General features: G+C 37.0%; 12 protein-coding genes and 2 pseudogenes. All 14 read right to left on the bottom strand.

Going from position 1 to position 15,917, the window contains the following annotated elements; translation table 11 throughout:
* Positions 1–71: 71 nt before the first annotated feature.
* Entirely contained in the window at positions 72–1,178 is a 1,107-nt protein-coding gene (locus J0N78_RS24295; RefSeq protein ID WP_209125671.1) for an Ldh family oxidoreductase, read from the bottom strand.
* A gap of 402 nt (positions 1,179–1,580) precedes the next feature.
* Positions 1,581–2,864 (bottom strand): annotated as a pseudogene (locus tag J0N78_RS24290) (IS110 family RNA-guided transposase).
* Positions 2,865–2,997: 133 nt separating this feature from the next.
* On the bottom strand, positions 2,998–4,332 hold the full coding sequence (locus tag J0N78_RS24285) for a TRAP transporter large permease (RefSeq protein WP_209125670.1): 1,335 nt from the start codon (positions 4,330–4,332) through the stop codon (positions 2,998–3,000).
* Complete coding sequence (locus tag J0N78_RS24280) at positions 4,329–4,847, bottom strand: TRAP transporter small permease subunit (RefSeq protein WP_209125669.1); 519 nt, start codon at positions 4,845–4,847, stop codon at positions 4,329–4,331. Before J0N78_RS24280 ends, J0N78_RS24285 begins: the two co-directional genes overlap by 4 nt.
* Positions 4,848–4,939: 92 nt before the next feature.
* Positions 4,940–6,034 (bottom strand): TRAP transporter substrate-binding protein DctP, encoded by a 1,095-nt coding sequence (gene dctP / locus J0N78_RS24275; RefSeq protein ID WP_209125668.1) that lies wholly within the window; start codon positions 6,032–6,034, stop codon positions 4,940–4,942.
* 310 nt (positions 6,035–6,344) lie between these two features.
* The gene (locus J0N78_RS24270; protein ID WP_209125667.1) at positions 6,345–7,811 is read right to left on the bottom strand and encodes an aldehyde dehydrogenase family protein; all 1,467 of its coding nucleotides are present in this window, start codon (positions 7,809–7,811) and stop codon (positions 6,345–6,347) included.
* A gap of 215 nt (positions 7,812–8,026) precedes the next feature.
* Positions 8,027–8,797, bottom strand: a complete 771-nt coding sequence (locus tag J0N78_RS24265; RefSeq protein WP_209125666.1) for an SDR family NAD(P)-dependent oxidoreductase — start codon at positions 8,795–8,797, stop codon at positions 8,027–8,029.
* 295 nt (positions 8,798–9,092) lie between these two features.
* Entirely contained in the window at positions 9,093–10,298 is a 1,206-nt protein-coding gene (locus tag J0N78_RS24260) for a CaiB/BaiF CoA transferase family protein (protein ID WP_209125665.1), read from the bottom strand.
* Positions 10,299–10,302: 4 nt separating this feature from the next.
* Complete coding sequence (locus tag J0N78_RS24255) at positions 10,303–11,247, bottom strand: HpcH/HpaI aldolase/citrate lyase family protein (RefSeq protein ID WP_209125664.1); 945 nt, start codon at positions 11,245–11,247, stop codon at positions 10,303–10,305.
* Between the two features lie 67 nt (positions 11,248–11,314).
* Positions 11,315–12,253, bottom strand: coding sequence for an HpcH/HpaI aldolase/citrate lyase family protein (locus tag J0N78_RS24250; RefSeq protein ID WP_209125663.1), 939 nt, complete (start codon positions 12,251–12,253; stop codon positions 11,315–11,317).
* A gap of 160 nt (positions 12,254–12,413) precedes the next feature.
* On the bottom strand, positions 12,414–12,743 hold the full coding sequence (locus J0N78_RS24245) for a DUF3870 domain-containing protein (protein WP_209125662.1): 330 nt from the start codon (positions 12,741–12,743) through the stop codon (positions 12,414–12,416).
* A gap of 563 nt (positions 12,744–13,306) precedes the next feature.
* Positions 13,307–14,394, bottom strand: a pseudogene (locus J0N78_RS24240) (aldehyde dehydrogenase family protein).
* Positions 14,395–14,397: 3 nt separating this feature from the next.
* Positions 14,398–15,138, bottom strand: coding sequence for an SDR family NAD(P)-dependent oxidoreductase (locus J0N78_RS24235; RefSeq protein WP_209125661.1), 741 nt, complete (start codon positions 15,136–15,138; stop codon positions 14,398–14,400).
* Between the two features lie 3 nt (positions 15,139–15,141).
* Positions 15,142–15,917 (bottom strand): isocitrate/isopropylmalate dehydrogenase family protein (locus J0N78_RS24230; RefSeq protein WP_209125660.1); only part of this gene is annotated, 776 nt, incomplete at its 5' end.

The following is a 15,917-nucleotide window of genomic DNA, read 5'->3' as shown; positions in this document are numbered from 1 at the left end:
GATGGGTTATGTCGATCCCCCTTAAGAAATAGTAATAATAGTTTATTTACACCCTCACGTTAATTGATTATTTATATTTGGGTTATTTCCTCAAAATCATCAGGTGCAATCTCAAAAGGTGAATTTGAAATATCCATCCCTTTATCTGTTGCCATATTAAGGAGCTCATTTACAACATCCTCTCCTAAGATAATTCCAGTTTTTAATTTTTTTTCTGAAACTGCTGCTCCTTTTTCTCCTGGATAAAGAACTTTACTATTCCCTGATTGGACAGGTAACTCATGTAGATAGTCTATTAATTCATCCATCGTTGCTTTAAAATCATTTAATTCCCTAAAATAATCAATTCGAATAGCTATAAAGAAATGGCTTATTGGATTTGGCTTGTCAATATCCCTGTACACACTTGATACCTGTGGTCCAAATTCTCCACCTGCTAGAATAGCCGTTAATATTTCCATCATTACTGTTAAACCGAACCCTTTATGCATACCAAATGGACGCATAATAAATTCTGGAATAGGATTTATATTAGGGTCTGTTGTGGGATTTCCATTTGTATCGAGCCAGCTTCCTTCTGGAAAAGGTTTTCCTAACCGTTTATATTCATATATTTTTCCTAAAGCCATTACCCCATTGGAAATATCTAGGCTTACATGGGGATATTTTTTGGCGGGTGCTGTAATTGAAAACGGATTACTCCCTAACGCACGGGTCTTCCCTGTAGGTGCAGATACGATCGGCTCTGAATTAGTTGCACAAATACCAATCATATCGTCTCCTGATAGTTCCAATCCCCATATTCCTGCTGCACCAAAATGATTGCTTCGCCGTACGGATACAAAACCAATTCCATTTTCTTCAGCCTTTTTTCTCGCAATCTCAACAGCCTTCTTACTGATGACTATCCCAATTCCATTATTTCCATCTATAAGAGCAGTCGTCGGTGTTTCTTTTAAAATAGTAATATCTTTAGTTACATCCAACGTACCAGAAACAATTCGATCTATATAATTTTTTATTCTAACAACCCCATGACTTTTTACACCACGAGCCTCTGTTTTTACCAGAGCCTCAGCAAAAATTTTTGCATCTTCGTTAGTAACTCCGTAACCCTTAAATAAATCAGTACAAAAACGGTTAAGTCTTTCTAATGAAATAACATATTTTCTGCTCAACTTTAACACTCCCTCTATAAAGTTAAAATATCTTCCGAATACTCACGTATTCTCAAAATTTCATAAACACCAAATAGTAGACACACCTTGGGTAACTCCTATATCTGGTAATGATATAAGTTTTTTACAGGTGAAAGTCCATCCTAACGACCAAACTGGATGTGTTTGGAAATTAAGTCTATAACCGTGCGTTAAATTCTCCACAAAACTCACGGCCGCTCACCCTCCCATGTCTCACCGGATCGGGTCCATACATTCCTTCGTCCTGCGTATCCACAAGGTGGAGGTCGGATATGCTCCTTTACTGGGTCATAAGCCCGAATGGAATAGATATGCTCCGACTCTGCACTATTGGTATTTGTCTGTTGAGTAACTTTGAGTATCTGAAGTTGTTATTATTTGTTATGCAGCCTGTAATGTGTTTTCTTGAGGTATCCCTTGTAATAGTTTTGAACCATCAAATTGACATTGCTTTTGTCCAATGACGAAGAAAACACGTAGTAATTTACAACACAAGGCAATCAGGGGCTGTTGTTTCCTTAACGGTTTGTCAGGACGTTTTGTATAATAGTGATGCAGGGCTTTAAATGTTGGGTTATGTGCAACTAGTGGCCTTATGGCCAAATACAAGGCTCTGCGTAATTTACTACGCCCTCGTTTCGTTATGGTTGTTTGCCCTTTGAATTTCCCTGAGCTATTCTCACGCAAAGAGAGTCCTGCAAGATTGACTAATTGTTGAGGATGCTTATACTTTTGCAGATCCCCAATTTCGGATAAGACAGTAGTGACTGTCGCCACTCCTAGTCCAGTAATATCAATCATTTCATTTGCACCAGGTATCGTTCTAACAACACTTTCTAGCTCTTAATCTAGTTCTTCGAGTTGCTTTTTGAAGAGTTCCCATTGATCAAGGAGACTACTCATTTCTCGTTGGGCTAAATGACTTCCGATGTTTATTCCAATACTCTTATGAGCTGTCTCTACTAGCTTTGTGGCTCGTTTGATTCCAACACCACGTTGAACGAAAGGTTTCCATTTTCTAAGTATTTCTTCTGGTGTCATCTTTACAATCTGGGAAGGGAACGGGAAAAGTTTCAATGTACAATAGGCTGCTCTACCTTCCCAGTCGCCAAACACATCAAAGAACTCAGGAAAATAGCGATCAACCATATTTTGGATACGTCCTTCTGTAATCATTAGCTGCTGGATAAGTTGATCTCTTAATTTGACGCCTTCCCTTAACTCGGCATAAATGCCATCTAAGAGATTGGGTACGGAGTATCGCCCATCTTTAATCAGCTGTGAGATGACTTTCGCATCCTTTGTATCGTTCTTCGTTGGTGAGTTATCATCAAGCTCTTTGCTTTTCTTTACATGCATTGGATTAACCAATACAAAATCATAGTCTTTTGCAGTCAGATAATAAGCAAGGTTTAACCAGTAATGACCTGTTGGTTCGACACCAAAGATGATATGATCTTTAGAGTTTTCTTTTGCATGGCGCAAAGCCCATTCTAGTAATAACTCAAAGCCGTGAATTCTGTTCTCAAAGATCAGTCGCTTTCCAAATTCTAAGCCTCTGTCATCTTGTGCACGTGCTACATGCTTATCTTTGGCAACGTCGATGCCGATAACTAAAGTTGATGGTGTGATTTGAGAGATTTTCTGATTTTGTGTATAATTCATTGTGAGTCCTCCTTGGGTATCTAATTTCAGGGTCCTTGCGCTGCAGCTTCGGACACCTCGTATCATACCAAGGGGCTCTTTTTTTGTTCAATCCTCAAATAACTTCATTACAGGAATGCTCCTTTACTAACATTCACTCAAACATTAAACTAGGAAGCCATAAAATTAATTGAGGGAATATAATTAATAGAATAATGCCGATTATTTGCATTCCTATAAAAGGTAAGACCCCTTTGTAAATGTGTTCTGTTGTAACTTCTGGAGGAGCCACTCCTTTTAGATAGAATATAGACAGGGCGAATGGTGGAGTTAAAAAACCAGTCTGCATCACAACTAATACAAGTAAGGCAAACCAAATTGGATCATAACCTAAACCAACAGCAATTGGTGAAATGATCGGTACAGCTATCAAGATTGTAGCTATTTCGTCAAGGAACATTCCCATCAAAAAGATAATCAAAAGCAATGCAATAAGAAGTCCCCATGAAGGAAAAGGTAAACTACTTAATAAATTTTCAATAACCTGTTTTCCACCTAATCTAGTAAATACAATGGTAAAAAAGCCAGCACAAATCAATATCATAAATGTCATTGCCGAAACGATAGCTGTTCGATAAAGCGAATCCTTTATCGCTTTAAAAGTAAGCTTTTTATATGCTGCAGCTAATATTAATGAAGCAATTGCCCCTATCCCTGCAGCTTCTGTTGGAGAAGCAATTCCAAAGAAAATAGTACCTAGTACAGCCAACATCAACAAGCTGACTGGCAACACTGAGGTTGTTAATATACGAAGCTTTTTTGATAAAGGAACAGTCACTTCAGATTTTGGCAACGGTGGTCCATCTTGCGGCTTTATGACACAATGGATGATGATGTAAATCACATATAATAAAGATAGCAATAGCCCTGGAATAATCGCACCCATAAATAATTTACCAACAGATAACCCTGCAACTGGGCCATAAATTAGGATAAGAACACTTGGAGGAATTAATACCCCTAATGTCCCCCCTGAAATTACGGAACCTGTTGCAAGTGGTATATTATATTTATGGTGAATCATTGCAGGAAGAGCTAATAGCCCCATCGTAACAACAGACGCATTTACAACCCCAGTAGCTGCAGCAAAAATGGTACATGTAATAACCGTAGTAATGGCTAATCCACCAGGTAATCTTCCTAAAATCACATGCATAGCATCATATAATCGAGCCGCAACACCAGATTTCTCAATAATCACTCCCATAAAAATAAACAATGGTACGGCAACCAATAAATATTCACTAAATGTCCCGAAGGTTTGGAACATTGCAAAACTAATTGTAGTTGGTCCTATATAAATCAGACCAAAAATAGTAGCAATTCCAGCAAGTACAAAAGCAACTGGATAACCTAACATTAAGAAACAAACCATTGCAATTAACATTCCTATTGTAATAAAATAGGGATTTGAAATAAGTAAACTCATATCGCTTCATCCCCCTTAATCAACCGAACAATATCTTTTAGAAATTCTAAAACTCCTTGTATAAATAACAAAGTCAACCCAATAAAAATCCAGGTTTTAAACGGCCAAATTAAAGGGAGCCAACTTCCATATGAACTTCTTTCCCCTGTTTGAAATGAATTTAAAATATTCGGTATCATTGTATAAAGAAGTAAAAACCAAAATGGAAAAAAGAATACTAAGTTAAAAAAAATTGATAGTAATAATTTTTTTCTTCTAGAAAACTTATTATAAAAAATATCAATATTTACATGATTTTTTGTTTTTAAAGTAAGCGCCATAGCCATAATAATAAAAAAGCTAGATATGAAATATGACATTTCATAACTCCACTTGGTAGGTTGGTTAAAAACATAGCGGGAGATCACTTCATAAGTGACGACCAAAATTAAAATTAAGATCGTCCATGCAGAAAATTTTGCGACCTTTTCATTTAACAGTTCAATTCCTGCACATATTTTTTTGAAATTTTCCATATATACTATCTCCTTTTTAGAAATAGAGAGAAAGGTAGTGAGAGAGTTTGAATTATTCAAATTGAACTTTCCAAACTCCCTCACTTTTTTAATTACTCTGTTTCTGGTTTCATCAATGTCTTAAAGCTAATGTAACGCTCTCTATATTCTTTGATAGATTCCCAGGTGTCTTTAAATGTCCCACCAATCTCTTCTGATTTATCATCTAAATATTGAATCATATCTTCTTGTAACATTTGTTGAGTTTCTTGATCAACAGTAACCGTTTTCAAGTCTTTTTCTAAAAAGTATTCGTTAGCCTCTATACTTTTATGTAGATCTCGGGTGTAACTCCAAAGAGTTGTTGCTTTAGCAGTTGTTACAACAATTTCTTGCAAATCTTCTGGTAATTCGTTCCAAGCATCTTTATTAACTCCCAAATAGTACATCGTTGTAGGTTGATGCATACCTGGTCCTGTATAATATTTAGAAACTTCATGGAATCCTAAATCACGGTCAATATTAGGTGTAGCAAATTCCGCGGCATCAATAACTCCTCTTTCCAAACCTGTATATACTTCACCAGCAGGAGTAGACGTAACCGATACTCCACGGTTTCTTAAAATCTCTGCCCACCAACCTGCACCTCTATACTTTACTCCTTCCCAATCTTCGATATTTGACATTTCCTTATTGGACCATGCTAGAATTTCGGGTCCTGTAAATCCTAAAGGAATTACTTGGATATTAAGATTTGCCTCATCATACATTCTTTGCCAAAGTTCTAAACCGCCGCCTTCATATGTCCAACCAAGTCTCAAACTTTCATCCATAATCATTGGAATCGTCGTAAAAAAAGGAGCTTCGGGCATTTTCCCAATCCACATGTTAGTTGCAGCATGGTACGCATCTATGGTTCTCATATTTGTTGCATCCAACACTTCTCCCCCTCCCATTAACTGACCTGCAGCGTTTACTTCAATTTCTAATCTCCCACCTGATATTTTCTTTACATCTTCAGCCCATTTTTGAGGGATTTCTTGTAAATACATAGCTTCTGGCCATGGTGTAGCTAGTTGCCATTTAACCTTTTCTACTGTCCCTTCCCCCTGACTATTTACTGGTGAGACAGGATCGGGACTAACACATCCAAACAGTACAAATACCAATATCATTACATAAAGTAACCCTGAAAAACGTTTAATCATCTTATCCCTCCTAAATTTTCATATTTAATAACTAAGTCCTTCACCACTTTTTGTGGTACACGCACAATTCCAGAAACTTTTCGAAAGCCATATGCTCGTCTTTTAATGTTTTAAAGTTATAGATTGTTCCTTCAATTCGACCGGTTGTATACGGTGTGAGAAAATATTGAATAATGCATGCTTTTCATTTCTCTAGTGTATTGGTAACCTCATGATAAGCTTGCTTGCTTTTGCTTCATGGATCCAACTTTCTAGAAATGCTTCACCTATGAAATAAAGACTTACTTCATGTGTTATATTAAAATACTTTTCACTCAGAAAATTTCAAAGCTACATTCTTCAATTGCGTATAATTTCTCAGTGCCTCTAATCCTTTCTCTCGACCGAAACCACTCTTTTTGTATCCACCAAATGGCTGAGCGACTCCTCCTCCTGCACCATAGTGATTAATAAATACCTGACCACATTGTAATTGGTCTGTAATACGATGTGCCCTACTAATGTCTTGAGTCCAAATTCCTGCAGACAGACCATACTGAGTACTATTCGCAATTTCAATCGCTTCGTCTTCTGTTTCAAACGTAATTACAGATATGACTGGTCCAAAAATCTCCTCTTGAGCGAGCAAATGGTCGTAAGGAACGTCATCTAAGATGGTTGGCTGAAGATAATAGCCATCATCACAACCTTTAACCATTTGCCGTGTTCCCCCAGATACAACCCTAATTCCTTCTTGCTTTGCTAGATCAATAAATTTTTGAATACGGTTAAATTGTTTTTGAGATATAATTGGCCCAAAATCGTAATTATTAAGACCTGGTCCAATTGAAAGCCCTTCCATTGCTACTACAAGTTTCTTTATAAAATGATCCTTAATTGATTTTTCTATCACTAAGCGGGATCCCGCGGTACAAGTCTGACCTGAATTTTGTACAATCGCCTTAAGAACCCATTCAAGCGCCTGTTCTTCATTACAATCAGCAAAAACAATTTGTGGCGATTTACCTCCAAGCTCAAGTGTAACAGGAACAATATTTTTTGATGCCGACTCCATTATCTTCTTCCCAGTCTCTAACGAACCTACAAATGTGATATGGTTAATGTCAGGATGAGAAGAAAGTGCCGCTCCGGCCTCATGACCATAACCTGTTACAACATTTATGACACCCTTCGGAAGTCCTAGTGGCTCGAGCAATTCAACAAGTTTTAGTGCAGTTAATGGTGTATCTTCTGCTGGCTTCAAAACCATTGTATTTCCAGTTGCAATAGATATTGCAATGCTTCTTGCTGTAATTTGAAGTGGGTAATTCCAAGGGATAATATGTCCTACAATCCCAACTGGCTCACGTACAGTAAAGTCAATGATACCTGGTTGGACTGGGATCGTTTCTCCCAGTATTTTATCAGCAACTCCTGCGTAATATTCAAAATATAGTGCGGCGACCTCTACATCCGCAAAAGACTGAGCAAGTGGTTTTCCTACATTTAATGTTTCTAGCTTAGCTAATTCTTCTTTATTCTCTCGGATAATTTCAGCCACTTTATACAATAGTTTGCCACGATTATACGGCTTTGTTGTTTTCCACTCTTTTGAAACAAACGCTTTTCTCGCAGCTTTAACAGCAAGATCTATTTCTTCTTTATCTGTTCTTGGTACATATGCCAAAACCGATCCGTCTGCTGGATTTTTTACTTCTATTAATCTTGATTTATCAGCAGAGACTTTCCATTCACCGTCAATGTAGCATCCTTGTACATGTACATTAATTGTTTCCATTAATTATCTTCCCCTTTTCTACATCACGTTTTATTCGAAAAACCCTAATAATTATAATACAACTATTAAAAGAAACAGAAATTGAAATGTTAAAATTGTAAGCGTACTCATTTGACTGCTAAATAAGTTTCTATCAAGCACTTATATATTTCAACACCCTAAGCTTTTACCACTAAACTTCTTGCAATCTAGTTAAAGTATGTCCTTATACTGCCCTAAATTCCACGACCACCGTCTACATTTAGGGTTGCTCCTGTAACAGTTCGAGCAAGGTCAGATGCTAGGTAAAGTGCGGACTGTGCGACATCCTCTGGTTGAATAATTGATCCTAATGGAATACTATCCAAAAAGATTTTCTTTTTGTTCTCTTCCATTTGTGTTTCATCACCATCCAAAAATTGATTAATCATTGGCGTATCCGTCGGACCAGGATTAATTGCATTGACCCGAATTTTGTAAGGTGCCAACTCTAGTGCCAATGACTTAGTTAACATGATTGCAGCACCTTTTGAAGCACAATACGCATTCAACCCTGGACGTGCTCTCATTCCAGAAATAGCCGCTATGTTCACTATCGAACCGCTTTTCTGTTCTTTCATTACAGGAACTGCATACTTTGAGGTTAAAAAGATAGATTTAGCATTTACATTCATAATCCGGTCCCATTGCTCTAAACTTAAGTCCTCAATCGATGTGAAAACCTGAGGAATGCCAGCACAGTTTACCACTATGTCCACCCCATTGAAGGACTGAACTGACTCTTGAACTAAATTGGCAACTTCCTCGTCATTTGCGACATTGGCTTGAATAGACTTAACTTGTTTAGTTTCATAAGATGCAATGGCCGCCTCCGCTGCCTCTCCATTTAAATCTGCAAAAATAACATTTGAACCTTCTTCTACAAATAATTGTGCTATAGCTTTTCCCATACCAGATCCAGCTCCAGTAACAATAGCTGTTTTACCTTGTAACAATTTTTTATTCATTTTTCTAACTCCTTCTACAATTTTTGGTGAACCCTCAATAATTTACATGAAATTCGGAAAATACTTAATTCTCTAAATTATAGATATATTATTTCATAAATAAAAGGGGTTCACCATGAGAATTATATAATATAAGCTTTCATCAACTTTCCCGACGTGAATTTAATCTAAATCATTCCCAATATAAGTAATTTATCAACATTCAGAAAGAATGCAACGACAATCTTGATGTTATTTTAAAATAACCCTGCTAGTCCTAAAGTCTAGAGTTGAATCTCTCAGATTAGAAAGTACATTAAATTATACCTTCTTCTATAAGCTGTGATAATTGCTCATCAGTTAAACCTATTTTTTTGTAAACTTCTTGATTATGTTTTCCTAATGAAGGAGCAGCAGATTTTATTTTTCCTGGTGTCAATGACATTTTAGGTATGACATTATTAAGTGCCACCTCGCCCAGTTCTTCTGATGGTATTTTAATTATTGTTTCTCTAGCATTAAAATGCAGATCCTCAAAGACATCTTTTACAGAGTATATTGGAGCTACAGCTACTTCAAACGACTCAAAAATTTGGACGGCCTCTTTCTGTGTATGTTGTGAAACCCACTCACTAATAATTTTATCCAAGTCCTCTGCATATTTTAGTCTTGCACGATTATCTTTAAATCTTGGATCATTTAATAAGTGTTCTTGGCCTATTGCTTTAAAAACTCGTATTGCTGTGCTTGGTGTGCTTCCAGAAATAGCTATCCATTCGCCGTCGACTGTTTTATAAGCATTTCGTGGTGACGTTTGAGGAAGACGATTTCCGGATCTTCCTCTAATTAACCCCAATTGATCGAAATCAACTGTGTTACCTTCCAATAGTCTTAAAATTGGTTCATATAGAGCCAAGTCTAATACTTGTCCCTTATCCATCTTCTGTACGTCTCTAGCATAAAGCGCTACCATAACACCAAAAGCACCAAATATCCCAGTAATTCCATCTCCTAACGGTAATGCTGGTAAGGTAGGAGGCCCATCAGGAAAACCAGTAGTATAAGCAAACCCACTCATAGCTTCAGCTAGAGTACCAAAACCTGGCTTGCTAGAATATGGTCCGTATTGCCCAAACCCTGATACCCTCATTATGATTAACCTCGGATTTACTTCATGTAAAACTTCTGGTGCCAATCCCCAAGATTCTAATTTGCCAGGACGAAAATTTTCTATAAGAATATCAGTTTCTTTAACAAGTTCCAAAAGCAGTTCTTTACCCTTTTCCTTTCTTAAATCAAGAGTAATTGATTTCTTTCCTCTAGAAATCGCTTGCCAAAACAAAGGTATACCATCTCTTTGTTCTCCCCATCCTCGAATTGGATCTCCCTCTTTTGGCTTTTCCACCTTTATTACATCGGCGCCAAAATCCGCCATAAAAGTTGCGATCCAAGGGGCTGCAGCGGCAGTTGCTAAATCTATGATTTTAACACCTTCTAAAGCTTGTTTACTGATCCCTTCCATGTTATCACCTCACAAAAGTTTCTTTATTTATTTCTTCATATAATTTAACAACACGTTGAGCATTTTCCTTAATTGGATCCTCAATTAATCTACCATCAACCATGACACTACCTTCCCCATTTTTTCTCGCTTCTGTGAAAGTTTCTATTATTTTAACTGCTCTTTGGTATTCTTGTTCAGATGGCGCAAAAACTTTATTAGCAACCTTTATTTGCTCTGGATGTACAACCATTTTACCTGTATATCCCAATGAAGCCGCTGCTTGTGAGGTTTTTTCAAATCCCTCAATATCCTTCAAACCAACCCACGGACTGTCAATTACATGATCTAGTTTTGCAGAACGAGCATGTAATGCAATATTATATCTTGGTGTACTATATTGAGAATTAACATCAAAACCCTCATCTATTTTCATACCATAATCTAACGCAAAATCTACCCCACCAAATGTAAATCCTGTTATACGTTCTTCTACTCTCGCTACATCACTCAACTGTTTTAAGTTTACTAACCCTTCAACTGTTTCTATTAACGCTACGATTTTCACACTTCCAGGGTCCATCTTATATTCTCTTTCCATTAGCTCTATTGCAGCAACCGCTTTATAAAACATTGAAGCGGTTTCTACCTTTGGAAGAAAAATACCATTTAATCCAGGTCTTACTACATGCCTTAAGTCTTCAAGACCACGACATTCATAATACTCTTCACCTTGGCTCATTTTTGTTTGTTCAACCGCATTTATCCTAACATAAACTTGTGAATTCTCACTTCTCTCATGAATAGCTTGATAATGATGAGGTATTTTAATAGCAGTATCAGCTTTTTCAGCTGGTGGTACAGCATCCTCCACATCAATAACTGTTACATCCGCACCCATTGTTCCAGCTTTCCCTAACATCTTTTCACGATTTCCAGGCGTAAACATCCATGATCTTGCTTTAAGCATTTTTTATTCCTCCTAAAATATATTAAAAAAATAAAATGACTTTTAATATGACTCTAACAATATTTATTTAATTAGTTATTTTATTGGTTTCTCTAATAAATTCAGCTTTCTTTATTACATTTTCCGCCAATTTTATTGAAGCTGCATCAATCATCTTACCATTTAGTGAGACGGCACCAGCCCCTTTGGCAACACCTTCTTTATAAGCCTCCAACATCAACTCTGCTCTTTCAATCTCCTCTGCTGTAGGCGCATAAATTTCTTGAGCAAGACTCACCTGGTTTGGGTGAATTACCCACTTACCATCACATCCAAGAGCAGAAGAGATCAAAGCTGATTGTCTAAAACCCTCAGGATCATCAAATGCTCCATATGTGCCATCTATTGCTTGGATACCAGCTGATTTGGCTGCGACAACCATTTTACTTATGGCATAATTCCAACGATGTCCTGGATATTCAAATAATTCTTCACCACCATGACCTCCGATAGCTGAAGTTCTCGCACCAATTGAGGCACTGTAGTCAGCAATTCCGAAAATAATGGCTTCTAAACGCGGTGAGGAAAAAGCAATTTCCTCAACATTCATCATCCCTTGTGCTGTTTCAATTAAACACTCAATACCAATTCTTTTACTAATATTATTTGCCATTTCCAATTGGGAAAGAAGTGTTTCTACCACATAAATATCAGCCGCAACATTAACTTTTGGTATTAAAATAATATCAATGTTTTCTTTTACAGCTTCTACAACTTCAATAATATCTTTATAGGCAAATTCTGTATCTAAACTATTTATTCTTACTATTCGAGTTGTACTTCCCCAATCCAATTCATTTAAAGCAGTAATAATATTTTTTCTGGCATTCCCTTTTTCAGATGGTGCAACCGCATCCTCAAGATCAAGGAAAACAGCATCAACATTCATTTTCGAAGCCTTTTCAATAAACTTCCACTTCGAAGCTGGTACCGCCAACTCACACCTACGTAACCTATTAACTGACATACGCTCACCTCATATTAATCTTTTGAAAACTATACTATGTTATGGTTTATTTGGATACAAAAAAGGAATAGCCAATAGGAAATAAAACACTTTCCTTACTGGCTATTCCTTGTTGTATCTTGAAAGGCTAATTTCAAGAAAATGCAAGAAACTCAGTTTGTTATTTTTCTTGTAATTGACTAAATTTTCTACATAAATCTTTTATCGCAGCAATAATTGAATTTTTTGCTCCTCCAAAATAAAAATCATTTATTCTTTCTTCTAATTCTTCTCCATTCAACAAACTGCACCCTAACAATAATTCTACTAGATATTCTCTCGCTACCTCAGTAGCAAGTGTTGTATCAATCTTTACAATTACACCATAAGTTGAATCTACAATAGCAACTAAAGCAAAATGGTCAAAAGTTTTTTTTACAGCTACACCTTCAGGTAATTTTGACCTTCCAACTACTAGTACAGTTTTCTTTGAAATTTCTTTTGTATCCATTTAAACCATTTACCCCTTTTGATCTAAATTTATTATAATTGCTAAATTATATAGTTGTCAATATCTTTAGAAAATTTTAATTCCTCTATCATCCCAAATAATAAATTAAGTTGTTAACTCCCTACCAATTAGCATCCTTAAGAAGAACGAGATTACATTTTCATAGTTACCGTAATATTAAACAACGCACGGGAGCTAGCCCTTGTTGTAAATAACGAAATCCTAATTAATACATCGATCAAAGAAAAAAATCAAATTTAATATATACAAATTTCGGATGAAAAAAATTGGTCTTAGTAACCAGGTGCATAAAGCTCCACCCACTAACATAGCAGTTAGGATTTCCATCATCACTATTAATACAAATCCTTTGTTCATTCCAAATGGCCGCATAATAAATTCAGCAACGGTATTTGCATTGGGGTTAGCCGACGGATTACCGTTTGTATCAAGCCAACTCCCTCTGGAAAATGTTTATCTAGACGCTTATATTCATAGATTTTACCGAGTGCCATAACCCCGATGGATATATCAAGAATAACATTAGATAACATAATTCTTACTCATAGATATTTCAACGCAACATTTTTTACTTGAGTATAATTTCTTATTGCTTCTAGACCCTTTTCTCGACCAAAACCACTTTTTTTGTATCCACCAAACGGTTGGGCGATCCCGCCACCAGCACCGTAATGATTAATAAATACTTGACCACATTCAAGTTGATCCGCTACACGATGAGCTCTACCAATGTTTTCAGTCCAGATCCCTGCAACAAGACCATATGGAGTTCCGTTTGCGATCGTAATCGCTTCCTCTTCTGTTTCAAAGGTTGTTACGGTTAGAACTGGGCCAAAAATCTCCTCTTGAGCAAGAAGATGGTTAGCTGGTACATTATCTAAGATAGTAGGCTCTAAATAATAACCTAATTCACATCCCTCTATAGGTTTACGCTCTCCGCCTGTTGCTATCCTAATCTCATCTTTCTTTATGAGAGTGCAGCTCCTGCTTCATAACCGTAACCTGTAACAACATTTACAACACCTTTTGGTAACCCTACTGTTTCTATTAATTCAACTAACTTTAGCGTTGTTAACGGAGTATCTTCTGCTGGCTTTAGAACCGTTGTGTTTCCAGTTGCTATCGATACTGCAATACTCCTTGCGGCAATTTGAAGAGGATAATTCCACGGGATAATGTGTCCAACACCCCCAATCGGTTCGCGAACAGTATAATCAATTATTCCTGGTTCAACTGGTATCGTTTCGCCAAGAATCTTGTCCGCAACCCCTGCGTAATATTCAAAATATCGTGCGGCAATTTCTACATCCACATTGGATTGAGCTAATGGCTTACCTACATCAAGGGTTTCTAATTTAGCTAATTCTCCCTTATTTTCGCGGATAACTTCTGCGATATGATAAAGAACCTTGCTACGATTATAAGGTTTGAATGCTTTCCATTCTTTTGAAAGAAATGCTGTTTTTGCTACTTTTACAGCAAGATCAATCTCCTCTTTACCTCCTCTAGGAACATAAGCTAAAATCGACCCATCTCCTGGATTTTTAACTTCTATTAATCTTTCTTTTTCCAGGACAGTCCATTCACCATCTATATAACATCCTTTAATCTGTACATCAATCGCCTTCACTTTTTATATCCCCCTTCCACCATCTACATTGAAAATAGCACCTGTCACAATAGCCGCTTCCTTTGAACATAAATACACTAGTGAATTGGCAATATCATTTGGATTGATTAATCTTCCCATAGGAACACTTTTCTTAAATGTAGTCTCCTTCATTCCTTCAACATCTGTACCCTTAGATGTAAATTGCCCAAGCATATTTGTATCTGCTGGACCAGGATTCACTACATTTACGCGAATTCCATATTCAGCCAATTCAATAGCCAATGCTTGCGATAAGGAAACAGTAGCTCCTTTTGAAGCGATATAAGCATTCAACCCTGGGCGAGGCCTCACCATAGATATAGAAGCAATATTTACAATTACTCCAGTCCCTTGCTTCTTCATATAAGGTACAGCGGCACGGCAAGTTAAAAACGGAGCATTTGCATTTACACACATAATTTTTTCCCAATCTGCTAAGCTAACCTCTTCAATCGGTGTTGCTGACTGGGCGATACCAGCAATATTTATAAGACCGTCTATACGCTTAAATTTTTCAATTGCCATTAGAAAAACCTTTTCAACGTCATCTTCCTTTGTTAAATCAGCAGCAATCGGTAAAAGACGATCGCTTTCCTCTATACCGTCCACATTTAAATCAATAGCAGCTACAAAAGCTCCTTCTTCTAAAAACCTGTTCACAGTTTCTTTTCCCATTCCACCCTGTGCACCTGTTACAATGAACACTTCATTTGCTAATCTCATTTTTTACCTCCCGACTTTCACTAATAATAATCGTTGTATAGCACTCCGTATTGCTGAACCCATCTCACTAGTAGTTGAATTACCTCCTAAATCAGGAGTCATTACCTTTCTTTCTATTAGAACCTGTTCAATTGATTGCAAAATAACTGCAGCTAAATCCTCTCTTCCTAAATGATCGAGCATTAACGCTACTGACCAAATCTGTGCGATCGGATTTGCAATGCCTTTACCCGCAATATCAGGAGCAGAACCATGGACTGGCTCAAACATCGATGGGAATTCCCCTTCAGGATTTAAGTTTGCAGATGGGGACAGGCCAAGTCCTCCCACTATTGCTGAGCCTAGGTCACTTAAAATATCTCCAAACAGATTAGAAGCAACGACAACAGCGAAATCCTCTGGCCTCGACACGAAATATGCCGCAAGTGCATCAATGTAATAACTTTGAAGTTTAATAGACGGAAATTCCTGAGCTACATCAAGTACAGCTTCATCCCAAAGTTTCATTGAATGAACAATAGCATTGGACTTGGTTGCACTTGTCACAGTACCTTTTCCATGCTTTTCTGCGTATTGAAAGGCAAATCTAGTAGCTTTTTCTGTACCTGCCCTTGTAATAATAGTGTTTTGAACAGCAACTTCTTGATCAAGCCCCTGATACAATCTACCACCACTATTTGAATATTCACCTTCAGCATTTTCTCGAACAATCACAAAATCAATATCTTCGCCAGTAAACCGACAAGACACACCTTTCAATAATTTTACCGGTCGAAAAT

It is taken from the genome of Alkalihalobacillus sp. BA299 (assembly GCF_017745675.1).
In the GTDB taxonomy this organism is placed as follows: domain Bacteria; phylum Bacillota; class Bacilli; order Bacillales; family Bacillaceae_F; genus Alkalihalobacterium.
The sequence above is the reverse complement of the archived record's forward strand: the minus strand, read 5'-3'. Positions and strand labels throughout refer to the sequence as shown.